This is a genomic window from Acidithiobacillus sp. TH-A36, from assembly GCF_057473445.1.
The window spans coordinates 1-21,327 of record NZ_JBYCKP010000083.1; the positions used below are offsets into that span (position 1 = coordinate 1).

Below are 21,327 nucleotides of genomic sequence, written 5' to 3' on the forward strand. Positions count from 1 at the left end.
CAACGCCCATTCAGGGGCTGGTACTGGGAGAGGCAACGGCGGCTGTGCAGGCGGCTGCCAGATTGCGCGAGGCCGGACTGTACTGCCCGGCAGTGCGCCCCCCGACCGTGCCTAAGGGCAGCGCCCGTTTGCGGATTACCCTCAGTGCTGCGCATCATCGCGAAGACCTCACGCAGTTGGTGACCGCCCTTCGGGAGATTTTATGAGTTGGTATCGGGAACAGACGGGTCAAGGGCCAGCCTTGCTGTTGCTCCACGGCTGGGGCATGGAAAGCCGGGTTTTTGCGGGTTGGCGCCCTTTTCTGGAAAAGCATTTTACCTGCATTTCCTACGATTTGCCCGGTCATGGCCGCAGCCCCTGTACGGCGGATGGCATGCAATGGGCTTATGTTCTGGAACAGTTGACGGACATGCTGGATCGTGAAGTAGAGGCGCCGATTTTGTTGGGTTGGTCTCTGGGTGGGCTGCTCGCCCTCGGACTGGGTCTGACGCAGCCCGCCTCGTTGAAAGGGTTGGTACTGATGGCGAGTTCGCCGAGTTTCCGCCAGCGTCCAGACTGGACGGCAGGGATTCCTGCCGCAACCCTGGAAGATTTTGGCCAGCGCCTGCACAGTGATCCCCAGGGAACCCGCAAAAGGTTTTTAGCCCTGCAGGTTTTGGGTGATCCACAAGGACGACGGGCGCTGGAGGGCATGAGCAACTGGCCGTCGCCTGATCCTGTCTGTCTGGCTGATGGGTTGACTCTTCTCCACGAAGTGGATTTACGCGATCGGCTGGATAGCTTGTCCATGCCGGTTCAGCTGATTCATGGTGCGCAGGACCGCATTGTGCCTCCGGAAGCCAGTTTTTACCTGCAGCAACATCTTCCCGGCAGCTATCTGCATGTGCTTGAAAAGGCAGGGCATGCGCCCTTTTTATCGCAGCCGCAAGCCTGCCGGGATGCTCTTTTGGAGGTCTGGGCATGAATCCATCGACGCCAGCAGATTATCAGCTGGAAAAGCGCGCGATCCGCCGCGCTTTTGACCAGGCTGCCAGCTCCTATGAGGCCAGTGCTGTTCTTCAGGACCAGGTAGGCCAGCAACTCATCGAACGACTGGACCTGGTCAAGCTGGAACCACAATGGATTCTGGATCTGGGCAGTGGCACCGGCCTGCAAAGTCGGCGCCTGAATCGTCGTTATCCCAAGGCACGGTTGCTGGCGGTGGATTTGGCCGTCGGCATGCTCCAGCAGGCGCGACTGCGCAAGAGCTGGCGGCAACGCCAGTACTTTTGTCAGGGGGATGCCGAACATCTGCCGCTGGCGACAGGATCCATGGACCTGCTTTTCGCCAACATGTCCATCCAATGGTGTAATGATCTGGATCGGGTGCTGCGCGAATTTGCCCGGGTCCTGCGTCCCGGGGGGCTGTTGATGTTCAGTACCCTGGGTCCGGATACCCTCACCGAGTTGCGCCAGTCTTTTGCCAGGCTGGATGATCAACCCCATGTCATACCATTTATGGATATGCACGATATTGGCGATGCCCTGGTTCGCCAGGGCTATGAAATGCCGGTGCTGGATGTCGAACATTTTCAGTTGACTTACGCAGCTCTGGAAGATCTTTTGCGCGACTTGCGCAGCATTGGTGCGACCAATGCCACCGTACAGCGACCACGCGGTTTGTTGACGCCCGGTCGTTTGCAAATCCTGCGCGATGCTTATGAACAGTTTCGTAAAGATGGGCGTTTGCCAGCCACCTATGAGGTGGTTTACGGGCATGCCTGGAGTAGTGGACCGCGTCCTGAGATTCGAGAGGATGGCGCAGTTACCCTGCCCTATCCGCAAATGCGGAGGCATATTAAATGAATCTGGCAGAAAGATTGGAAAATCCGCCAGCGCAGCCGCTCCGGAGTCTTTTTGTCACCGGGACGGATACAGGTGTGGGCAAGACGGCGGTGACAGCTGCTCTGGCGCAACGCTGTGCACGTGAAATTGGCCGGGTCGCAGCCTTGAAGCCGGTGGTTTCCGGTGTGGAAGCCAATGGGCAGTGGAGTGACGTGGAAATTCTGCGCACCGCGTCAACGCCCTCACGCTCTTTTGAACAAACCTGCCTTTATGCTTTGGATCCGCCTATCGCTCCGCATTGGGCGGCAGCACAAGCCGGCCTGCCCCTGGACCGGCACAAGATTCAGCGCTTTATTGAACAGCAGTCAGCAGATATGGATGCCGTACTGGTAGAGGGAGCGGGCGGTTTTCTGGTCCCGCTGGGTGATAATTGGAGTTTTGCTGACCTGGCCCTTGGTTTGCAATTTCCGGTGCTCCTGGTCGTAGGTCTGCGCCTCGGTGCCATCAACCATGCCCTGCTTAGCGCCGAGGCTATTCTTGCCCGTGCGTTGCCGCTGGCGGGCTGGGTGGCTAATCATCTTCAACCCGATCTCGCTCCGGGAACCCTGGAAACTTTGCAGCGACTAATGCCCAGCCCCTGCCTGGGAGAAATCCCCTTTCAGGCAGAAGCATCCAGTGTCTGCAGGAGTCAGTATCTGTCTCTTCCGGCGTGTTGGGAATGATGTTAGGATTCAAACGGCTGCCATAAAAAATAGAGGGCAGCTGATCACGGCGCGGCGGGTATTACAGCGGGAGCCGTGGCAGTGAACCGTAGATATTCTGATGGAGCGTGAATGTCATGAAATCATTCAAGAGCATAGCCTTGTTGGTGGGTACCAATTTACTTATTTTTATCACCCTTTCCATTACTTTTTCGGTCTTGGTGAATCTGGTTTTACCCGCTTTTGGCGTAGATCTGCGCGGGGTGGTCAGTGTGACCGATTTACTCTGGGCGCTGGTCATTGGTTTTGGGGGGGCTTTTATTTCCCTGCTGATGTCCAAGCATCTGGCGCGGGCAGGTATGCAGATGCAACGCATCGAGCAACCTCAGTCCGCCAAGGAGCGGCTGATTTACGATGCCGTGGCACAGTTGTCTACGCGTTTGGGCATCCGGATGCCAGAAGTCTGGGTTTACTGGAGTGATGATCCCAATGCCTTTGCTACGGGGCCGGGGCGTAACCACAGCATGGTGGCGGTCAGCAGCGGGCTCGTGAATCTGCTCAATGATAATGAAGTTCGAGCGGTGCTGGCCCATGAAATGGGTCATGTTTACAATGGCGATATGGTCAGCACGACGTTGCTTCAGGGGCTGATGAATACTTTTGTATTCTGGTTGTCGATGTTGGCGGCCCGGCAATTTGATGATCGCCCGATGATTGCTTTTGCGGTTTCCATGTTCCTGCAGGTTGCCTTGTCGTTTTTGGCGCTGATTCCCATCACCTGGTTTTCACGTCGCCGGGAATTTGCAGCAGATCGTTTTGCCGCAGAGCAGATTGGGGCTGGCGCGATGATTTCTGCTTTGCAGAAGCTGCATCAGCGGGCTACAGCCATGCACGTCGAGCATGATGCGGTCCGTGATCCCATGGCGACTGCCTATATTTCGGGTAGCTGGAAGGGGCTTTTTGCGACCCACCCCAGCCTGGAAGCGCGGGTTGCGGCTTTGCAGGCTCTGCAAAAAGGGTATAGTTATTCGTAGTGTTCTGGCTGGGGAGTGATTGTAGATGCACCTGAATATGGGAGTGGACAGCATTGCGCCCTGAACGGGTAAAACCGGTTCTCCTCAGCAGTCAAAATGCCTCCGTCATTTTTCCGGATCCGGAACAAGCCGACAGTAACCTGATTGCAGTAGGGGGTGATTTATCCCGAAAGCGTATTCTTCAGGCTTATGCTCAGGGTGTATTCCCCTGGTTTGGTGAGGAAGATCCCATCTTGTGGTGGTCCCCTGATCCTCGTGGGGTGCTGGAACCCCGTGCCATTCATATCAGTCGCAGTTTAATGAAAAATGCTGAAGTCGCGTCCTGGCAGGTGGTTCTCGATCAGGACTTCGCTGGTGTTATGGATGAGTGTGCGGCTCCGCGTTCAGGTCAGGGCGGGACCTGGATAACTGTCGAGATGCGTAATGCCTATCTGGATCTCTTTGCTGCGGGTGCTGCCCACTGTGTGGAAATTCTTCAACATGGCCAGCGGGTTGGTGGATTATATGGCGTTGAGCTGGGCGCAATTTTTTTCGGAGAATCGATGTTCAGCCGGGTTCCCGACGCCTCAAAAATTGCTTTGGTCTGGTTGGCCCGACATTTGGCGCATTGGGGTTTTGGTCTGATTGATACCCAGTTTTTGACCCCACACCTGCAAAGCATGGGCGCTTCTGAAATTCCACGTGCTGAATTTTTGCAGCTTTTGACCAGATTGAAAGCCCAGGCAACTCAAGGGGCGTGGCAGGAGCTTTTGCCCTGGGAGCACATTTTTTGGCGATGAGTTTTTATATGTCGACCTTGCAAACCTGTCCCTATCTGCCGGAACAGGAAGAATTGCTGGTATTGAGTGATCCGCGCGCAGTGCTGGAAAGCGTGGAATACGATCAACTGTTACGAAAGGGTTTTCGACGCAATGGTCCCGTCGCGTATCGGCCTATGTGTCCGCAATGTGATGCGTGTGTTTCCGTTCGTATCCCGGTGGATCATTTCCAGCCGGACAGGGGGCAAAAACGCACCTGGGCACGTAACCAGGATCTGAGCATGCGTGTGGTAAGGCCTTATCCGGATGCGCAACATGCCCGCCTGTTTGCCGACTACCAGCGTTTGCGACATCCGGATGGCGGTATGGACCAGGATGCTGATCGTCTGTATGCAGAATTGATGACGGATACCAGTGCTGTGGATTCGCGGTTGCTGGTGTTTGAAAAAGACCAGGAGCCCTTGGCTGTCGCTCTGGTTGATCAGCTGGCGCATGGATTATCGGCGGTTTATACGTTTTATCGGACGGATCTGGCGAAGCGTGGACTGGGCACTTTTGCAATTTTAAAGCAAATTGAATGGGCCCGTAAGCAGGGATTTTCACATCTGTATCTCGGTTATTGGGTCGCAGAAAGTTCAAAAATGGATTATAAAAGGCGTTTTTCGCCCCTGGAAGGTTTTATCGCCGGTGAATGGCGACTGCTTTCCACCCATCGTTAATCCAGATAGAAAATCACATCCATGCTTAATGCCGCACCGGATATATTCCGTACCTTTTCACCCTGGGCCCTGACCGGCGTATTGGGGCTGCTGGGAAGTGCCTGGGCCCTGTCGGCATGGCAAAAGTTGGGGGTCGGCAAGGACCTGCTCTGGTCGGCTGCGCGCGCGACGTTACAACTGGGAATTATGGGTTTTGTGCTGGGCTGGTTGTTCCGTCAGCATCAACCCTGGTTACTGCTGGTGTTTCTGGTGCTGATGATTCTCATGGCCGGCCGATTCAACCGCAAACGGGGCGCTGGGATTCCGCATGCCTACTGGATTGGTGTCGGTAGTATTGGTATTGCGGCAACGGTCACGCTGGCCTGGATGCTGTTTTCCGGTTTGGTATTCTGGCGCGGCGAATCTCTGGTGCCTATTGGCGGGATGATTATTGGCAATGCCATGAATGCCGTATCTCTGGCGTTGAATCGTTTGCGCAGTGAAATTGATCAGCGCGAGGATATGTTGCTGGCGATGCTGGCGCTGGGTGCCGGACATCGTCAGGCCATGCGCAGTCTCTACGGCATTGTGGTGCGCAGTTCGCTGATTCCTACCATTGATAGCCTGAAAAGTGTCGGCATGATTCATATTCCAGGTATTACAGCGGGAATGATTCTGGCGGGCATGGCGCCGCTTGCAGCTGTTTCCATGCAGTTGGTGGTGATGCTGATGCTGACCGCCTCAGTCACCTTGAGTGTTTCTACGGCGGTCTTGTTGGCGGCACCTTACGCCCTGACATTTTCTCAGCGTACAGAAGGATAATTGATATGGCCGCACTCGCTGGACGTTTTCGTGGTTTTTTGCCCGTAGTGGTGGATGTGGAGACGGCGGGTTTTGACCCAGAGCGTAATGCTTTGCTGGAGGTGGCAGCGGTCATTATCGGTGGAGAAGTGGGACAGCTGAAACCGGTAGCCAGCCATCACTTTCACGTCATGCCCTTTACGGGCGCGGTGCTTGATCCGGCGGCACTGGCTTTTACCGGAATTGATCCTTTTCAGCCATTGCGCGGAGCGGTTTCCGAAGAAGAAGCACTGCGCAACATTTTTCGCGCCATTCGTACGGCGGTTAAGGCTGCACAGTGCCGACGGGCGATTCTGGTAGGTCACAATGCCGCCTTTGATTTGTCTTTTATCAAGGCGGCAGAAAAACGTTCTGGAGTGAAAAACAATCCATTTCATCTGTTCAGTACTTTTGACACCGTCAGTCTGGCGGGCCTCGCTTATGGTGAAACGGTACTGGCCAAAGCGGCACTGGCGGCAGGTTTACCCTGGGATCATGAACAGGCACATTCAGCGTTATATGATGCGCGCCAGACGGCTGAACTATTTTGCAAGATAGTGAACGGCTTTGACCTGAATCGGGAATATTCCTGAAGTTGTTGCAGCAGCAGTCAACACCCGGTGCTTCTGTTAGAATATTGGCATCTACCATTTTAAGAGGGGCAAAACATGCCTTATCGTCTGACAATTGAACCCAGCGGTCACGAGATGGATTGTGATAGTGATGAAACCATCCTCGAAGCGGCACTGCGTCATGGCTTTAATATTCCCTACAGCTGTCGCAATGGTACTTGTGCAACCTGTAAGGGGCGTATTTTAAGCGGCACGGTAGATTATGGAGATATTGAAGAAAAAGTGCTCAGTGAAGCTGAAAAAGTGGACGGTTTGGCCCTGTTTTGCCAGGCTATGCCCCTATCTGATCTGAAAATTGAAGTACGCGAAGTTGGAGCAGCCAAGGATATTCAGATTAAAACCCTGCCGGCACGGGTGGCTAGAATTGAGGACGTAGCACCGGACGTGCGCGCCCTGTTCCTCAAAATACCCAGTACAGAGCGCCTGCAGTTCCTCCCCGGCCAGTATATAGACATTCTTCTGAAGGATGGCGGGCGCCGGGGTTTCTCGCTGGCGAATACCCCCAATGATGACGCTTTGCTGGAATTGCATATCAAGAAAGTAGAGGGAGGTGCGTTCACCGGGCACGTTTTTTCAGCAATGAAAGAAAAGGATATTGTGCGATTTGAAGGACCTTTGGGCACTTTTTTTGTTCGCCAGGAATCAACCCGGCCGTTATTGATGGTGGCTACAGGAACAGGCTTTGCGCCGATCAAGGGAATGCTGGAATCACTTTTTGTTCAGGGATCGGTACGGCCAATTCACTTTTATTGGGGGGTGCGTCATTCTGAAGATTTTTATTATGAAAATCTGTTACAGGAATGGCAGTCGCTCCACAGCCATTTTAATCTGACCAAAATTGTCTCGCAGCCGGATAGCCACTGGTCGGGTCCTACGGGATATGTAACAGAGCAGGTGATTAAAGATTTTCCTGATGCCAGTGCTTTTGATGCTTATATTTGCGGCCATCCGGATATGGTTTTTTCTTTATCTGCGGCTTTAGCTCAGGCAGGATTGGATTCAGAACATATATTCGCAGACGCATTTGTATTTGCCAAAGCAAAAACAAGCTGACATAATAATTTTATTGGCGACTTTAGCCAAAATTTCAACTTATTTTTTCAGGAGTGAGCGGGTATGGAATCTCAAACAAAAAAACGTCATCGTCGCAGTGCCGAAGAGCGCCTTGCTGATTTGGAAGAGAAGCAACGTCAAACGGAATTGCGCCTGCGCGAGCAATTGGCCAAAATTGAGCAGCAGAAAAAGTCCTTGCAGGAAAATCCGCGTGCCAAACGCGAACGTGAAGCACAGCGGCGGTCTTTGATGGAGCGCATTTCCCGCCTGGTACCTGATTGGGAACCTACCCAGATTCTGGCAGCTATTGCCGAAGTACGGGATCGGGTAGGCGATAACCATCATGCCCTGCAGGAACTGGACTCCCATGGAAATGCATTGATGCAGGAACTCAAGCCACGTCGTGGACGGCGTCCGCGCAGCGCGCTCTGAATCTCCTGTAGTTAAAAGCCCCCGAATTACTGAATTCGGGGGCTTTTTTACGTCGGTCATGAGCGTTTGCAACTGCGCCAACGCTTTAACATGGGTACCCGATGGGCCATATAGGCACGAATATACCAAGGTGCCTGTCTTTTGCGCATCAATTGTCTTACCCGCTGTTGCATGGATTCCAGAGTTAATTGGGGGTCCTTGAATGCGCCATCTGCATAGCAGTAACTGCAGTAATCCCGACTGTGGCTGCCATCGCTTTCCGTACCACCGCCTTGCGGATCAAACTGTAAGGGCATACCACAACTTTGGCAGCGGTTTTTTTCGATTTCCAGTTGGCGTAACCATTTTTTCATAAGCAAGTTAGACATCCTCAGGGGCAACCAGTTCAAGAGCCTCAATATAAATATGGGCCATGCCCAGCAAAAATACGACGTTGGGTATAATGAAAACCAATGCGGTGGCAACTCCCATCCCCATGCTGAGCCCGACATTATACAGGGCAGTATTCGCAGTGATGCTGGAATGCGCTGCATGGTCCAGCATAAAAGGGTTACCTGTAATCGCATCCATCATCTGCCAAAACATATCGGCGCTACGGCTCAGTTCGCTGGCCAGAGCTGGGGCCGCAGCGGACAGTGCCATACTGTATCCGGTGTAAAGAATGATGGCGATAATGACTGCCAGACCAGCAGATAAAACTCCGAGTAACAACATCATCAGCAAAATGGAGCCGGGTTTGTTACGGGCAATACCAATAGTGTGGCGCAGGGAGTTGCTGACCGATTCGCCATGCCAAAGCGCTGGACCGGACAGATTGAAAACAATGATGGCCAGAACGAAAACCACGGCATTTATCAACATGGCCACCGGGAAAAGCGGTACAAACAAAATCGCTCCTATTCCTGGTATTTTGCAGGCCAGAAATCCCAGTAGCTCAACCACAAAAATGCCAAAGAGTAAAAGACTTTCGATGATCAGCAAGCCAATCAGCCGGGGTAGCGATTTTAAGCCAAAGCGGAGACTGTGCAAAATCCCAGGTAAGGAGTCACCCCGGGCTTCATGTAATAGTACCCCGCCGGCACCCAGATACCCCACACCAAAACTGACGAACAAAATCAGCATTCCGATGCTGGCACCCAGCATCCCACCTGGCCACTGTACAAAAAATTCGAGGCCCGCCATACCGATAAAAACGGCGAGAACATACACCAAAATGGGTTGCCAGAGGGTGATTCCCCGTAATGCGCGCAGCAATAGCGAAAAAGACAGGTCTCCCTGACTGGGAGAATGACTAAACATGGGAGCTTCCTTTTTCAGTGACCAATCTTGAGGATGAATGCCAAGGATAACGGTTAGATTTTTACTGTAAAGCGACAATCGCCTTTGTTGATGCTACACTGATTTGATATTGACCGATTGGTCGGATGTTTTTCAACTGGCTGATAATATGTGGAAACAGATCGCTGAGGGAATTTTATGGATAATACGCTGGCGATGGTAGAAGGAGAGGGGCGGCAGCGTATCCTCGCTGCCGCCGAAAAACTCTTCTCGGATAAAGCCTTTGATGCGGTTTCCATGAATGCCATAGCCTGCGAGGCCGGTATCAGTAAAGCCAACATTTATCACTATTTCCCGAATAAAGACACGCTGTATCTCGCGGTTTTGCGCGTGGCCAGCCATAATCTGCGCGCGGTGCTGAACGAAGCCGTCAGCGCCCACGGCTCGGTTCTGGATGTATTGCGGCATTTTGCCCGCAATCATCTGCAGGCACTGCTGAACAGGCCGCAACTGGTGCGTTTGGTCTGGCGGGAAATCCTGGAAAGGGGCGCGCCACGGGCACAGGAATTTGCCGAGCAGGGTTTCGCGGATATGTTTTCTGCGCTGGTAGATGTTCTGAAGCTGGGACAAAGCCGGGGCGAATTTCGCCAGGACTTTGATCCAGCCCTGGTGGCTACGCTCCTCTTGGGTGCCAACGTGTTTTTTTTCCAGTCGCGAGACATATTGCGACACTACCCCCCCATTACTTTTGCAGACGACCCTGCCGGATATGATGCGGGTATTGTCGAAATTCTTTTGCGTGGGCTGGTTCCAGCCCCATCCTGAATATTGATTCATAACACAAGAGATTCTTATGGATAAAAATCCTCAACTGCAAGCCCATGTTCTCGTGGAAGCCCTGCCCTATATGCAGCGCTTTCATGGACAGACCATTGTGATCAAATATGGTGGTAATGCGATGACAGAGGCGCATCTGCAAGAGCAGTTTGCCTATGATGTGACCTTGATGAAGCAAGTAGGGATGAATCCTGTGGTGGTTCATGGCGGGGGGCCGCAAATTGGCGCCATGCTTGAACGTCTGGGCGTGGAAACCCGCTTTGTGGATGGCATGCGCGTAACCGATGCGGCGACCATGGAAGTGGTGGAAATGGTGCTCGGGGGTCGCGTCAACAAGGAAATTGTTCAGGGAATCAATCGTGCCGGGGGGCGGGCAGTGGGGCTGACCGGCAAAGATGGGGCTTTGCTCCGCGCCCGACCGCTGCGCAATGCGGTGGCTGATCTGGGGATGGTCGGTGAAGTTGCTGCCGTCAATCCGGAAGTCATTCGCTGGTTGGACCAGGGCGATTTTATCCCGGTAGTGGCTCCCATTGGCGTCGGCGCTCGGGGTGAGTCTTACAATATCAATGCCGATCTGGTCGCCGGAGCGCTGGCCGCCACCCTGAAAGCCGAAAAGCTGATTTTAATGACCAATGTGGCTGGGGTACTGGATAAAGAGGGTACCCTGCAAACCCGCCTGGAGGCCAGCGCAGTGGCACAAATGATTGCCGATGGTCAGATATATGGTGGCATGCTGCCAAAAATTCAGTGTTGCCTGGATGCTGTGGCTGCGGGTGTAAAGGCCGCGCATATTATTGATGGCAGAGTCCCTCATGCCTTGTTGCTGGAGATTTTTACCGACGCCGGGGTGGGGACGCTGATTGCCGGCAGCTATTGAAAAAACTGTCCGTTCCTGATCCGCAGCGTAACAGACACGCTTTTTCTGTGGCAGCCCGCAAGCGGCGTCTGCTAGGCTGGCGGCGAAGTACACTGCCGGTTTTCCTCTTTGATCTCGACAATACCCTGTATGACGCTGACCGTTACTGCTTTCCCTGGATGCATGAGCACATCAATGCCTTCCTGATGGAGGAGCTTGGCCTGAAGATGGAAGCCGCCGATCAGTTGCGGCGCCATTACTGGCGGACTTATGGGACCACCCTCGCGGGTTTGATGCGGCACCATACTGTTGACCCACGGGTTTTCCTGAAAGCCATTCATCCCCCGGTTCTGTCTGCCCAGGTCCCCGAAAATCCGGAATTACGTCGTTGGCTCGTGCAACTTCCCGGCCCCGTATTTGTTTTTACGAACAGCGTGGCCAGTCATGCCTGGCGGGTGCTGGAGCGTTTGGGTGTGGCGGATATTGTGGAGGATGTCTTTGACATGGAGACTGCAGGTTTCCAGGGAAAGCCTCACCATCATGCTTATCACCAGGTGCTTAACAGATTGAAAGTTCCCGCCTGGCGTTGTGTTTTTTTTGATGACACCCTGGCCAATTTGCGGACTGCGCGCTGGATGGGTATGCACACGGTACACATTGAAAAAAGTCGCAGGCGTTCGCGTAGCGCCCATCGCCGGGTTCCATCAATCATGGGCTGGCATTACGGTTTGTCCTGAAACGGTAGTGGGGCTTTTAAGCTTTTTGCTCCAACGTCCCTTGCCTGTTGTTCTAAGGCTCGTCCTGCTGTCAGGAGAGAACTCGCCCTGCGGGCTCAAACAGCTCTTCTGACGGGCGCAGGATTTCGCCAAGAACAACAACGGCTCAAAACAAAAGTCGCTGCAAAGCTTACAAGCCCCACTGCCGTTTCAGGAGACTACAGAAGCGGTTTCAGAAACTTGACCCAACCCGGTGCACCACCGGTATTGATGGTGACCGAAGCGCTGGTACCAATACGTAAGGGCAGCTTTGGATCAGGATTGGTAATCATTACCCGTACGGGCACCCGTTGCGTGACCTTTACCCAGTTACCTGTCGCATTTTCCGGTGGTAACAGGGAAAAAGCATTGCCGGCACCGCCGCTGAGGCTGACCACCGTCCCCTTGAATTTGTGGTTGGGATACATGTCTACCTGAATACGGGCAGTCTGCCCGGTATGAACCCGATTCAGATCGGTTTCCTTGTAATTGGCCTCTACCCAGTATTCTGCATTACCGATCAACGGGAAAAGATCCTGGTTGATGCTGACGACATCACCCACATGAATTTTGTCGACTTTGCTGACCACTCCGGTGATGGGCGCATATAACGTCGTTTCCGCAAGATACATTTTGGCGGTCCCCAGTGCGGCCTTGGCTGCGGCGATTCGGGCTGCATTCAGGCTCTGCTGGGCGCGGGTGGCAGACAAATTGGCTTTTTCGGCTTGCCATTGCGCCATGGCTCCTTTTGCGGCCGTCATCCGGTTGTCTGCTTCCTGGGCAGAAAGGTATTTTTGAGCTGCCAGTGCCGCAGCACGTTGGGCATTGCGCTGGGCGTTCTGGTAAGTGATCTGGTCTGCGCTGACGCGCGCCTCGGCTGCTGCAATGTTGGCCTGAATAGCATCCGTCTGGCGTTCTGCCTGAGCCAGTTCTGCCTCGGCTTTCTCTACATCGTACTGGTAGGCCTCGGGGTCTATTTTGACCAGAGGCTGCCCGGCGTGTACCACTTGGTTGTCGCGCACATAAATGTGAACAATATGTCCGGTCACTCGTGGCGCAATGTTGACCACATGGGCATGGATGTAGGCGTCATCGGTGTTGGGGTAATAATTGGCAATCTGAAAATAGGCATAGGCACCGAAAGCGACAATAATGAGAATGATCAGGACCAAAAAGCGTTTGAGCCAGCGCATAGCTTTCCTTGTGTTGCAATTACAGCAGCCAATTCCAGAACTGCCCTATCAACGAACCATAATATTCCGTATATACTGGGTTCCAGGGCACTCCGGTAAGACAGCAGCGTAACTTCAGTCCTGTTGTGAAATTTTGACAGGTTCGGAAGTAAATCGCATACTGACCGTTCGGTTGATACCTTAACCTAAACACTTCAAGTCGGCAAGATGATGTATGAATAATCTGGATACTAAGGAGTAATCATGAAAAATAAGCAGTGGGCCCGGGCGGGTATTTTAGGCTGTGCCGTTCTCGGATTGTTGGCGGCAACTCCAGCACTGGCGGACGGTGAAGGTTTGCACGTGATTCAGGGCGGCCCTTCGTACTTTAATATTGGTCTTGGTGCTTTTAATGCGGCGGGCGTGAGTCCGGGGCCGGGATATTCCAATGCGACGCTTCCAGAACTCAACCTGGAATACCAAACCGGTGCCAAGTTATTCGGGGTGGGTGCTGTCTATGGGCTGATGGCCAATACGAATGGCGGCTTTATGGGCTATACGGGCTTTTATACAGATGTTGCCTGGGATCACTGGGTGCTGACTCCCGTTTTGGCCATGGGTGGTTATCATCAAGGGCGGGGTAAATATCTGGATGGCACTTTTCAGTTTCGTCTGGAGCTCAGCCTTGATTATCAGTTTGCCAATCAGTCGCGTTTCGGTCTGAAAATCGCCCATATTTCCAATGCCTTTATCAAAAAGAGCGATCCGGGCGAAGATGAAATCATGCTCAATTACTCCATGCCCCTGTCCTTTGGGGAGCATTCCTGATTGGAGTTTTCAGATCTGGATACGCCCTCTGAATTCCTTATGGGTCAGAGGGCTTTCTGCTATCCGGCGTGAAGCCCCAGCTTTTCAAATAAAATCTGGTCATGTCCGCTGCTGGCATTGCTGGTGGTCAGCAATCGATCTCCCAGAAAAATACTGTTGGCACCAGCCAGAAAAGCCAGGGCCTGCAACTCGTCGCTCATGGTTTCCCGTCCTGCAGAAAGGCGGACATAGGCTTGTGGAAAGATGATCCGGGCAGCGGCTATGGTGCGGACAAACTCCAGGCCGTCAATGGGCGTGGCCGCTTCCAGAGGCGTGCCGGGAATGGGTACCAGTGCATTGATGGGAATGCTTTCCGGTGCCTGAGGTAGTTGCGACAGCACCTGAAGCATCCGGGCCCGATCCCGGCGCGATTCACCCATGCCCAGAATACCGCCACTACAGATTTTGATGCCCGCATCGCGGACGGCTTCCAGAGTGTCCAGACGATCCTGAAAGCTGCGGGTATGAATGACCTCACCATAAAATTCCGGGGAGGTATCCAGATTGTGATTGTAGTAATCCAGTCCGGCAGCCTGCAAACGTTCTGCCTGCCCGCTTTTCAGCATGCCCAGGGTGACGCAGCTTTCCAGTCCATGCTCTTTGACCACCTGAATCATGGCGGCGACTTTTTCAATATCCTTGTCGTGCGGGGAGCGCCAGGCTGCCCCCATGCACAGGCGTTGCGCACCGTTGGCTTTGGCGGCAGCGGCGGCACTGCGCACGGCTTCAACATCCATGAGAGCTTCCGGTTTCAGGCTGTTTTCATGATGGACGCTTTGCGAGCAATAACCACAGTCTTCCGGGCAACCACCAGTTTTGATGGACAGTAAGGTGGAACACTGGATGGTATTGGCATCAAAATGCTGACGATGAATTTGCTGCGCCTCAAAAATCAGATCGTTGAAAGGACGTGCATAGATTTCAAGGATGCTGTCCAGGCTGTAAGCGTGCTTAGAAGGTGTCATGTGCGTTTCCGGTTCGTGTCGAGAGCTGCCTGGCGTATTAAACGCCGCCGAGGTTCAGAATGGCATTGACCAGCAGACCTTTCAATAACTCAATGAGTAAAAGGGCCACCAGCGGGCTGAGATCCATTCCACCAATGGGAGGAATAATCCGCTGCAGGGGATAAAGGATGGGTCCGGTAACCCGGTCCAGAAAATGGACAATGGGGTTACGGGGATCTGGCTGGACCCAGGATAAAATGGCGCGAATCAGGATGGCCCAGAACAGCAGGGTGAGTACCAGATCCGTCAGACGAGCGGCTTCAATGCTGATTTCATTCATGCTTTGGTCTTCAGTGACTGACCCAGAGCACGACTGCGCGCGGCGGCGGCAGCCAGGGCACGCTGGGCCAGAGGCCGCAACTGCTCTTCCCAGACCGCCAGACCGGCAGCGGTCGTCCCACCGGGACTGGTGACCTGGTGGCGCAGTTCACTGGGGCTCGCAGGACTGGCTGAAGCCATCTGGGCGGTACCCCACACCGTCTGTAAAGCCAGGGCCCGGGCGGTGACCCGATCCAGACCCTGGAGTACGGCGGCGTCTTCCAGCGCCTCCAGAAATAACAACACATAGGCAGGACCGCTGCCCGCCAGGGCGGTAGCTGCGTCCATCAGGGATTCGTCATGCAACCAGAACACCTTGCCCACCCCAGAGAAAATCTGCTGCACGATGTCGCACTGCGATGCCTTGACCGTTGCCTGGGCGAAAAGGGTCGTCGCTCCCGCTCCCACCTGCGCAGGCGTATTGGGCATGGCGCGGACTACGGCCACATTCTCTCCCAGGATGCGGCTCATTTGCTGGCTGGAAATGCCTGCTGCAACGGATACAAAAAGGACCTGGGCATCTACGAATGATTCTCGCCATTCGCTGATAATCCCATCTACCTGTTTGGGTTTGGCGGCATAAATCACCAGACTGTTCTGTGGCAGCTTTTCGGCCTTGGCAGGACGGCTACGCAGTCCGAATTCTTCGGCAAGGGCTTCACGTCGCTGGGTACTGGGGGCATGTACCTGAATCTGGCTACCTGGTATGCCAAGCTGGCGCATTCCGGAAATGAGAGCGCGAGCCATATTGCCTGCGCCAATAAATACGATGTTTTGTTCAATCATGGTGCCTCCTGGTGACGGCTGCCAAACAAGCGCGTACCCAAGCGGATTTCTGTGGCTCCATGCTCCAGCGCCTGCACAAAATCAGACGAAGTTCCCATGGACAAGGTATCCAGGTCAGGATAATTCCCGCTTTGTAGCAGCGTATTGAATAAGCAGTGCATTTTCTGAAAATTGGCGTTTGCCTGATCAGGGTCGGGATGGACCAATGCCATCAGGCCACGCAAACGGAGAAAGGGGAGTTGCTGGAGGCCTTCTGCAAGTGTCGCAAGCTGAGCAGGTGGGCATCCTCCCTTGCTGTCTTCCGAGCTGACGGCCACTTCAATCAGCACATTCAAGGGAGTCGAAGCTTCCTGTCTGGCGTTGTTCAGACGTTGGGCAATCAGCAGGCGGTCGACGCTTTCGACCCAGGTAAAGTGCCGGGCAATTTCATGGGTTTTGTTACGCTGAATCCGTCCGATAAAATGCCAGCAAATATCCTTCAGATCACGTAGTTCATCCTGTTTTTCCAGCGCTTCCTGAAGGTAGTTTTCACCGAAATGACGCATTCCCAAGGCATGGGCTTCGCGGATGACAGACGCCGGAACCCTTTTGCTCACCGCCAGTAATATGGGGCGGTTGGGCTGCCGTAGAGAGCGTTTTATATTTGCCAGATTTTCAGCGAGGGACATGCTGCTCCATGAAACGTGGGCGAAATGGCCAAGGTCGACTATAGTAACGCGCATGAGTCCCAATGCCCAAATGCCGGGTATTACCATGTCATGTGGAGATTTATAGATGGATATTGCTGAACTACTCAGCTTCGCGGTGAAAAATAACGCATCAGATACGCATTTATCTGCGGGCCTTGCACCCATGTTGCGCATTAACGGCGATATACGTCCCATCAATGTTGAAGCACTGGATGGAAAGGCGGTCCACGCGATGATTTATGACATCATGTCGGATTCCCAGCGAAAATGGTATGAAGAAAATCTGGAAATCGATTTTGCCTATGAACTGCCCGGTATTGCACGTTTTCGGGTGAATGCTTTTAATCAGGATCGGGGACCTGCTGCGGCATTTCGTACCATTCCGGCCAAGGTGCTGAGTCTGGAAGATCTAAATGCGCCAAAATCCTTTACGGAGATTATCAATATTCCGCGTGGACTGATACTGGTTACCGGACCAACCGGATCTGGTAAATCCACGACCCTGGCGGCCATGGTGGATCATATCAACGCTAATCGGCCGGATCATATTATTACCATCGAAGATCCCATAGAGTTCATCCATACGGCTAAAAAGTGCCTGATCAATCAGCGTGAAGTGGGGCCGAATACCCATTCCTTCGAAAACGCCCTGCGTTCGGCGCTGCGTGAAGATCCGGATATTATTCTGGTCGGTGAATTGCGTGATCTGGAAACCATGCGTCTGGCCTTGACGGCAGCAGAAACCGGACACATTGTTTTTGCGACGCTACATACCAGTTCAGCACCTAAAACCATTGATCGAATTGTCGATTCTTTCCCGGGTGGGGAAAAGGACATGGTCCGCTCCATGTTATCTGAATCCTTACGGGCGGTCATTTCGCAAACCCTGCTGAAAACTGCCGATGGAAAAGGCCGGGTTCCGGCTCATGAAATCATGATTGCCACTCCGGCCATTCGTAATCTCATTCGCGAAAACAAAGTGGCACAAATGTATTCAGTCATTCAGACCGGACAAAACCAGGGCATGCAAACGCTGGATCAATGCCTGGCAGATTTGGTGCGTGCGCATAAAATCACCCGCGAAGAGGCGATGCGCCGGGTGCAGAACAAAGACAGTTTCATGAATGTTGCCTGAGGTATATCAAATGTCTGTACTGGATGATCTGCTGGCGTTGATGGTCGAAAAAAACGGTTCTGATTTATATCTTACCGTGGGTTCTCCACCGGTCATGAAAATTGATGGGCGCGCCGTAAATCTGGGTTCAGACATCTTGAAACCCGGGCAGGTGCTCAGTCTCGCTAAGGAAATACTGGGGGTGGAACGTCTGCAGGAATTTCAGCATGAAAAAGAAATCAATATGGCCATTTCAGCTCCCGGCATCGGGCGTTTTCGGGTCAATGGATTTTATCAGCGTGGTGAACTGAGTTTTGTGTTGCGTGCCATTAAAACCCAAATCCCGACCCTGGAACAGCTCAGGTTACCATCCATTCTGAAGGATCTCGCCATGACTGCGCGGGGCCTGGTGCTGTTTGTGGGCGCAACGGGTTCGGGTAAAAGCACCTCTTTGGCTTCCATGATTCAGTATCGTAATCAGAATGCTGCCGGCCATATCCTGACCATCGAAGATCCTATTGAATTCATCCATAAAAACCAGAAATCTATTGTTAATCAGCGGGAAGTCGGTATAGATACGCTTACTTATGAAAGAGCACTGGAAAATGCCCTGCGTGAGGCGCCTGATGTGATTTTGATTGGTGAGGTGCGTAATAGGGATACGATGGATCATGCCATGGCCTACGCAGAAACCGGGCACTTATGCATGTCTACCTTGCATGCCAATAATGCCAATCAGGCTATTGAACGCATCATCAACTTTTTTCCGGAAGATCGGAAAAAGCAGCTGCTGATGGATTTATCCCTGAATCTGAAAGCCGTTGTTTCCCAGCGGCTTTTGCCTATCAAGGGTCAGGCTGGACGGATTGCCGCCATGGAAGTGCTGATTAATACTCCGGCGATTGCTGACCTGATATACAAAGGTGAAGTCGGAATGCTCAAGGAAGCCATGGGGCGTACCAACGACGTAGGCATGCAAACCTTTGATCGGAGCCTGCTGGATTTGTACGCCCAGGGTTTGGTGGAATATGAAGATGCGCTGCGCGCGGCCGATTCGCAAAATGATCTGCGTCTGGCGATTAAGCAGAACTGTTTGCGCCGGGGTATTGGAGACCCGGGTGCCATGCATTCTTCCGAGGACAAATGGCAGGTATAGCAGGAGGCCTTTTGTCTTGCTTGTTCGATGCGCTGGCTGGTTTGGTTCTCCTGGCTTGGCTGGTGCTGTTTTTTGCCCGGGGATATTTCTGGCGCACTGATCAGCGCTTACCGGTCCTGGGCGCCGTATCTACAAATAAGGCTGACGCCTGTGCCACCCGATTCCCGGCCGTAACCGCCATTGTCCCGGCACGAAACGAGGCTGAAGGCATTGGACCCTGTGTAAGTGCCTTGCTGCGCCAGAATTATCCGGGAGATTTACGGGTCATTGTGGTGGATGATCAAAGTCAGGACGAAACCGCGCTGCTGGCGAAAAAGGCTGCGGAAAAACTGGATGCTTCTGACCGTCTGCAGGTTCTCAGCGGAAAAGCTCTTCCCGAAGCATGGACAGGCAAGGTCTGGGCCATGCATCAGGGAACGCTGGCTGCTGATGCTGTGTCGCTACTCTGGTTTACCGATGCGGACATTGTCCATGGCCCCGATGTGCTCACCCGGTTGGTGGACCAGCAGCAGCGTGGAAACCGCGCATTGGTGTCGCTGATGGTGATGTTGTCCTGTCGCAGTTTCTGGGAGCGCCTGCTGATCCCTCCCTTCATTTTCTTTTTTCAGATGCTTTATCCTTTTCCCTGGGTGAATGATGCGCGTCGCAAGCTGGCTGGAGCAGCAGGCGGGTGCATGTTGTTGCGGCGGGATTTGCTGATGCAGGCAGGTGGCCTTGCTGCCATGCGGGGCGCCTTGATTGATGACTGCACTCTGGCTGCCCTGTTGAAAATTCAGGGCCCTATCTGGTTAGGGTTGGGTACCGAAAGTTACAGTCTGCGCGACTATCGTTTTTTCGGCGAAATATGGCGGATGGTGGCACGTTCAGCCTATGTGCAGCTGGAGTTCAGTCCATGGCGTCTGTTGGCGGCGACATTGGGCATGCTATTTCTTTACGCTGTACCGGTGATTTTGTTGATTGCCGGGTGCTGGGAGCAGCAATGGATAGGGCTGGCCCTGTCGGTGTTGACCCTGGCTCTGATGTTCAGGGCTTATTTACCCAGCGTCCGCCTCTATGCACAGAACAGCCTATGGGTTTTGACCTTGCCCCTGGCGGCAATGTTTTACACGCTCATGACGCTGGATTCTGCGCGCCGTCACTATCTGGGAAAAGGGGGCGCCTGGAAAGGGCGCCACTATGACCAGTCTGGAGAAAAAAGCTGATGAATGCCTCAGGAAAGATGCGTTCTTATCGATAATGCAGTAGATAACGCCATTCAAAAGCCATTTTGGCGGCATGCCAGAGTGGATTGGGGAGAACGCTGGCGTGGTCCTTATTGCGAAATACCATGATGCCGCTGTCCAGCGCATCCACAATGCACACCAGTTCAGCCCGGAAAGGCTTGTCAGAAGCCTTGTTCCGGAGATGTAAAACCGCATTGTGCACTGCGGCTTCGGCCTGCAGGTCGGCGGTATGGCCCTGCTTGGGCAGCCAGTCTGGACTGTTGGCGTAGGAGCCTGCATCGCCCACCACAAAAACCCCTGGATGCCCGGGAACCTGACAGTATTCATCTGCCTGGACAAATCCGCCGGGCGAAAGCGGTAAACCGGATTGTTGCGCCCAATCAGGCCCCGTCATGCCGGGCATGAAAAGGATCAGGTCCGCCGCAATTTCGCCACCTTCCGTCATGACCTTGTCTGCGGAAAATCCAGTGATTTTATGACCGAGATGCGTCCTGATCTGGCGTTTTTCCATTTCGGCCAGTAATCCGGCAACCGCTTTGGCGCCCAGGCGGTTACCGGGTTCGGTCATGGGATTAAAAAATACCAGATCGATATGTTCACGCCGGCCGGTTTTGCGCAGATAGCTGTCAATGCCAAACAGCAGCTCAAAAACCGGCCCGCCGCGCACGGCAGTGGGCTCCTGAGGGTTGCCGGCAAAGCCAAAGGCGATAGTGCCCTTGTCCAGGGCCGCCAGCCGGTCGCGAATCTGTTCGGCGGCTTCAATACCGTCACAGATGGCCAGGCTATGTTCGATGCCCGGCAATTTGCGCAGGCCCCGACCACCACTGGCAATCATCAAAACATCGTTGGCTATTTCACCCTGATCGGTAACGACCGTCCGGCCTGCGTCGCGCAATTCCGTCACCCGTCCGGCATGGAAATGCACATTTTTGCGCTGAAAAAACCGGTCCAGAGGAATGCGGAGCTGCTCACCCTGACGGAGACCGGTGGGAATCCAGATCAAACTGGGGTAATAAATGAACTCTGCCTTGGGGGCGATGAGGGTGATTTCGGCATCGGGCAACTGCCGGCGGATTTCCCGCACGGCGGTCAATCCCCCAAACCCTGCTCCTATGATGCTGATTTTGTGCATGTTAGCGATCCTCTCTCATGGGTTTACCTTCAAAAGCATCTTCTCCGATTTGTGAGTATATCGCAAAACCTTTTCCGGGATATTGCACCATAACGGAAGGCAGCATACCGAAAAGTTTTATCCTAAAAACGGCAGATGCCGTGGGCGCTTTGCCGCGACTTTTGTTCT

26 protein-coding genes are annotated in these 21,327 nt (G+C 53.5%); 18 read left to right on the forward strand and 8 right to left on the reverse strand.

Going from position 1 to position 21,327, the window contains the following annotated elements; genetic code table 11:
• The 11 genes from AC2VLY_RS02200 to AC2VLY_RS02250 form a co-directional block, all read left to right on the forward strand.
• Positions 1–206: aminotransferase class I/II-fold pyridoxal phosphate-dependent enzyme (locus AC2VLY_RS02200; protein ID WP_486921698.1), on the forward strand; the 206-nt coding region annotated here is incomplete at its 5' end.
• Positions 203–964, forward strand: coding sequence for an alpha/beta fold hydrolase (locus tag AC2VLY_RS02205; protein ID WP_486891776.1), 762 nt, complete (start codon positions 203–205; stop codon positions 962–964). The genes AC2VLY_RS02200 and AC2VLY_RS02205, both read left to right, overlap by 4 nt.
• A complete protein-coding gene (gene bioC, locus AC2VLY_RS02210; RefSeq protein WP_486891777.1) occupies positions 961–1,845 on the forward strand; it encodes a malonyl-ACP O-methyltransferase BioC in 885 nt (294 codons plus the stop codon). Before AC2VLY_RS02205 ends, bioC begins: the two co-directional genes overlap by 4 nt.
• Entirely contained in the window at positions 1,842–2,546 is a 705-nt protein-coding gene (gene bioD, locus AC2VLY_RS02215) for a dethiobiotin synthase (protein WP_486921699.1), read from the forward strand. Before bioC ends, bioD begins: the two co-directional genes overlap by 4 nt.
• A 116-nt stretch (positions 2,547–2,662) precedes the next feature.
• Complete coding sequence (gene htpX, locus AC2VLY_RS02220; protein WP_486891779.1) at positions 2,663–3,559, forward strand: protease HtpX; 897 nt, start codon at positions 2,663–2,665, stop codon at positions 3,557–3,559.
• Positions 3,560–3,612: 53 nt separating this feature from the next.
• Positions 3,613–4,338, forward strand: a complete 726-nt coding sequence (gene aat, locus AC2VLY_RS02225; protein ID WP_193649783.1) for a leucyl/phenylalanyl-tRNA--protein transferase — start codon at positions 3,613–3,615, stop codon at positions 4,336–4,338.
• A gap of 8 nt (positions 4,339–4,346) precedes the next feature.
• The gene (locus AC2VLY_RS02230; RefSeq protein ID WP_264674702.1) at positions 4,347–5,036 is read left to right on the forward strand and encodes an arginyltransferase; all 690 of its coding nucleotides are present in this window, start codon (positions 4,347–4,349) and stop codon (positions 5,034–5,036) included.
• 21 nt (positions 5,037–5,057) lie between these two features.
• The gene (locus tag AC2VLY_RS02235; protein ID WP_193649785.1) at positions 5,058–5,837 is read left to right on the forward strand and encodes an ABC transporter permease; all 780 of its coding nucleotides are present in this window, start codon (positions 5,058–5,060) and stop codon (positions 5,835–5,837) included.
• A 5-nt stretch (positions 5,838–5,842) separates the two neighbouring features.
• Positions 5,843–6,448: a ribonuclease T gene (gene rnt / locus AC2VLY_RS02240; protein ID WP_193649786.1), complete on the forward strand. Its 606-nt coding sequence runs from the start codon at positions 5,843–5,845 to the stop codon at positions 6,446–6,448.
• Positions 6,449–6,523: 75 nt separating this feature from the next.
• Positions 6,524–7,540: a CDP-6-deoxy-delta-3,4-glucoseen reductase gene (locus AC2VLY_RS02245; RefSeq protein WP_486891780.1), complete on the forward strand. Its 1,017-nt coding sequence runs from the start codon at positions 6,524–6,526 to the stop codon at positions 7,538–7,540.
• A gap of 63 nt (positions 7,541–7,603) precedes the next feature.
• A complete protein-coding gene (locus AC2VLY_RS02250) occupies positions 7,604–7,972 on the forward strand; it encodes a hypothetical protein (protein ID WP_193649788.1) in 369 nt (122 codons plus the stop codon).
• 56 nt (positions 7,973–8,028) lie between these two features.
• Here the strand turns inward: AC2VLY_RS02250 and AC2VLY_RS02255 are convergent, their stop codons facing one another.
• Together AC2VLY_RS02255 and AC2VLY_RS02260 are read right to left on the reverse strand one after the other, a co-directional pair.
• The gene (locus tag AC2VLY_RS02255) at positions 8,029–8,325 is read right to left on the reverse strand and encodes a zinc ribbon domain-containing protein (protein ID WP_227485208.1); all 297 of its coding nucleotides are present in this window, start codon (positions 8,323–8,325) and stop codon (positions 8,029–8,031) included.
• A 7-nt stretch (positions 8,326–8,332) separates the two neighbouring features.
• The gene (locus AC2VLY_RS02260) at positions 8,333–9,271 is read right to left on the reverse strand and encodes a hypothetical protein (protein WP_193649790.1); all 939 of its coding nucleotides are present in this window, start codon (positions 9,269–9,271) and stop codon (positions 8,333–8,335) included.
• Between the two features lie 177 nt (positions 9,272–9,448).
• Between AC2VLY_RS02260 and AC2VLY_RS02265 the strand changes: the two genes are divergently transcribed.
• From AC2VLY_RS02265 to AC2VLY_RS02275, 3 genes are read left to right on the forward strand one after another with little or no spacing between them, the layout of a single operon-like run.
• Entirely contained in the window at positions 9,449–10,075 is a 627-nt protein-coding gene (locus AC2VLY_RS02265; RefSeq protein WP_300250168.1) for a TetR/AcrR family transcriptional regulator, read from the forward strand.
• A gap of 28 nt (positions 10,076–10,103) precedes the next feature.
• Positions 10,104–10,964 carry an acetylglutamate kinase gene (gene argB, locus AC2VLY_RS02270; protein ID WP_227485209.1) on the forward strand — a complete coding sequence of 287 codons (861 nt, stop codon included), beginning with the start codon at positions 10,104–10,106 and terminating at the stop codon, positions 10,962–10,964.
• A complete protein-coding gene (locus AC2VLY_RS02275) occupies positions 10,961–11,680 on the forward strand; it encodes a pyrimidine 5'-nucleotidase (RefSeq protein ID WP_193649792.1) in 720 nt (239 codons plus the stop codon). Before argB ends, AC2VLY_RS02275 begins: the two co-directional genes overlap by 4 nt.
• Positions 11,681–11,877: 197 nt before the next feature.
• Here AC2VLY_RS02275 and AC2VLY_RS02280 read toward each other — a convergent pair whose 3' ends face one another.
• On the reverse strand, positions 11,878–12,891 hold the full coding sequence (locus tag AC2VLY_RS02280) for an HlyD family secretion protein (RefSeq protein WP_486921700.1): 1,014 nt from the start codon (positions 12,889–12,891) through the stop codon (positions 11,878–11,880).
• A gap of 243 nt (positions 12,892–13,134) precedes the next feature.
• Here AC2VLY_RS02280 and AC2VLY_RS02285 point away from each other — a divergent pair, with 243 nt between their 5' ends.
• Positions 13,135–13,698, forward strand: coding sequence for an acyloxyacyl hydrolase (locus AC2VLY_RS02285; RefSeq protein WP_193649794.1), 564 nt, complete (start codon positions 13,135–13,137; stop codon positions 13,696–13,698).
• 59 nt (positions 13,699–13,757) lie between these two features.
• Here the strand turns inward: AC2VLY_RS02285 and bioB are convergent, their stop codons facing one another.
• Genes bioB through AC2VLY_RS02305 form a run of 4 tightly spaced genes read right to left on the reverse strand, consistent with a single transcriptional unit; the run spans position 13,758 to position 16,513 of the window.
• A complete protein-coding gene (gene bioB, locus AC2VLY_RS02290; protein WP_486891756.1) occupies positions 13,758–14,702 on the reverse strand; it encodes a biotin synthase BioB in 945 nt (314 codons plus the stop codon).
• Between the two features lie 37 nt (positions 14,703–14,739).
• A complete protein-coding gene (locus AC2VLY_RS02295; RefSeq protein ID WP_193649796.1) occupies positions 14,740–15,021 on the reverse strand; it encodes a YggT family protein in 282 nt (93 codons plus the stop codon).
• Positions 15,018–15,845, reverse strand: coding sequence for a pyrroline-5-carboxylate reductase (gene proC, locus AC2VLY_RS02300; RefSeq protein WP_486891755.1), 828 nt, complete (start codon positions 15,843–15,845; stop codon positions 15,018–15,020). Before proC ends, AC2VLY_RS02295 begins: the two co-directional genes overlap by 4 nt.
• Positions 15,842–16,513 carry a YggS family pyridoxal phosphate-dependent enzyme gene (locus AC2VLY_RS02305; RefSeq protein ID WP_486891754.1) on the reverse strand — a complete coding sequence of 224 codons (672 nt, stop codon included), beginning with the start codon at positions 16,511–16,513 and terminating at the stop codon, positions 15,842–15,844. Before AC2VLY_RS02305 ends, proC begins: the two co-directional genes overlap by 4 nt.
• A 106-nt stretch (positions 16,514–16,619) precedes the next feature.
• Here AC2VLY_RS02305 and AC2VLY_RS02310 point away from each other — a divergent pair, with 106 nt between their 5' ends.
• The 3 genes from AC2VLY_RS02310 to AC2VLY_RS02320 are packed head-to-tail and all read left to right on the forward strand — an operon-like array spanning position 16,620 to position 20,006.
• Positions 16,620–17,669 (forward strand): type IV pilus twitching motility protein PilT, encoded by a 1,050-nt coding sequence (locus AC2VLY_RS02310; protein ID WP_486891753.1) that lies wholly within the window; start codon positions 16,620–16,622, stop codon positions 17,667–17,669.
• Positions 17,670–17,679: 10 nt separating this feature from the next.
• Positions 17,680–18,804 carry a PilT/PilU family type 4a pilus ATPase gene (locus AC2VLY_RS02315; RefSeq protein ID WP_486891752.1) on the forward strand — a complete coding sequence of 375 codons (1,125 nt, stop codon included), beginning with the start codon at positions 17,680–17,682 and terminating at the stop codon, positions 18,802–18,804.
• A gap of 11 nt (positions 18,805–18,815) precedes the next feature.
• Positions 18,816–20,006, forward strand: coding sequence for a glycosyltransferase (locus AC2VLY_RS02320; RefSeq protein WP_486891751.1), 1,191 nt, complete (start codon positions 18,816–18,818; stop codon positions 20,004–20,006).
• A 25-nt stretch (positions 20,007–20,031) separates the two neighbouring features.
• Here the strand turns inward: AC2VLY_RS02320 and AC2VLY_RS02325 are convergent, their stop codons facing one another.
• Positions 20,032–21,159 carry an NAD(P)/FAD-dependent oxidoreductase gene (locus AC2VLY_RS02325; RefSeq protein ID WP_486891750.1) on the reverse strand — a complete coding sequence of 376 codons (1,128 nt, stop codon included), beginning with the start codon at positions 21,157–21,159 and terminating at the stop codon, positions 20,032–20,034.
• Between the last annotated feature and the right edge of the window lie 168 nt (positions 21,160–21,327).

Bases quoted from the DNA above. Each gene is read 5' to 3' on its own strand.
- AC2VLY_RS02205 (WP_486891776.1), top strand. From the start codon at position 203: ATGAGTTGGTATCGGGAACAGACGGGTCAAGGGCCAGCCTTGCTGTTG.
- bioC (WP_486891777.1), top strand. From the start codon at position 961: ATGAATCCATCGACGCCAGCAGATTATCAGCTGGAAAAGCGCGCGATC.
- bioD (WP_486921699.1), top strand. From the start codon at position 1,842: ATGAATCTGGCAGAAAGATTGGAAAATCCGCCAGCGCAGCCGCTCCGG.
- htpX (WP_486891779.1), top strand. From the start codon at position 2,663: ATGAAATCATTCAAGAGCATAGCCTTGTTGGTGGGTACCAATTTACTT.
- AC2VLY_RS02230 (WP_264674702.1), top strand. From the start codon at position 4,347: ATGTCGACCTTGCAAACCTGTCCCTATCTGCCGGAACAGGAAGAATTG.
- AC2VLY_RS02235 (WP_193649785.1), top strand. From the start codon at position 5,058: ATGCTTAATGCCGCACCGGATATATTCCGTACCTTTTCACCCTGGGCC.
- rnt (WP_193649786.1), top strand. From the start codon at position 5,843: ATGGCCGCACTCGCTGGACGTTTTCGTGGTTTTTTGCCCGTAGTGGTG.
- AC2VLY_RS02245 (WP_486891780.1), top strand. From the start codon at position 6,524: ATGCCTTATCGTCTGACAATTGAACCCAGCGGTCACGAGATGGATTGT.
- AC2VLY_RS02250 (WP_193649788.1), top strand. From the start codon at position 7,604: ATGGAATCTCAAACAAAAAAACGTCATCGTCGCAGTGCCGAAGAGCGC.
- AC2VLY_RS02255 (WP_227485208.1), bottom strand. From the start codon at position 8,325: ATGAAAAAATGGTTACGCCAACTGGAAATCGAAAAAAACCGCTGCCAA.
- AC2VLY_RS02260 (WP_193649790.1), bottom strand. From the start codon at position 9,271: ATGTTTAGTCATTCTCCCAGTCAGGGAGACCTGTCTTTTTCGCTATTG.
- AC2VLY_RS02265 (WP_300250168.1), top strand. From the start codon at position 9,449: ATGGATAATACGCTGGCGATGGTAGAAGGAGAGGGGCGGCAGCGTATC.
- argB (WP_227485209.1), top strand. From the start codon at position 10,104: ATGGATAAAAATCCTCAACTGCAAGCCCATGTTCTCGTGGAAGCCCTG.
- AC2VLY_RS02280 (WP_486921700.1), bottom strand. From the start codon at position 12,891: ATGCGCTGGCTCAAACGCTTTTTGGTCCTGATCATTCTCATTATTGTC.
- AC2VLY_RS02285 (WP_193649794.1), top strand. From the start codon at position 13,135: ATGAAAAATAAGCAGTGGGCCCGGGCGGGTATTTTAGGCTGTGCCGTT.
- bioB (WP_486891756.1), bottom strand. From the start codon at position 14,702: ATGACACCTTCTAAGCACGCTTACAGCCTGGACAGCATCCTTGAAATC.
- AC2VLY_RS02295 (WP_193649796.1), bottom strand. From the start codon at position 15,021: ATGAATGAAATCAGCATTGAAGCCGCTCGTCTGACGGATCTGGTACTC.
- proC (WP_486891755.1), bottom strand. From the start codon at position 15,845: ATGATTGAACAAAACATCGTATTTATTGGCGCAGGCAATATGGCTCGC.
- AC2VLY_RS02305 (WP_486891754.1), bottom strand. From the start codon at position 16,513: ATGTCCCTCGCTGAAAATCTGGCAAATATAAAACGCTCTCTACGGCAG.
- AC2VLY_RS02310 (WP_486891753.1), top strand. From the start codon at position 16,620: ATGGATATTGCTGAACTACTCAGCTTCGCGGTGAAAAATAACGCATCA.
- AC2VLY_RS02315 (WP_486891752.1), top strand. From the start codon at position 17,680: ATGTCTGTACTGGATGATCTGCTGGCGTTGATGGTCGAAAAAAACGGT.
- AC2VLY_RS02325 (WP_486891750.1), bottom strand. From the start codon at position 21,159: ATGCACAAAATCAGCATCATAGGAGCAGGGTTTGGGGGATTGACCGCC.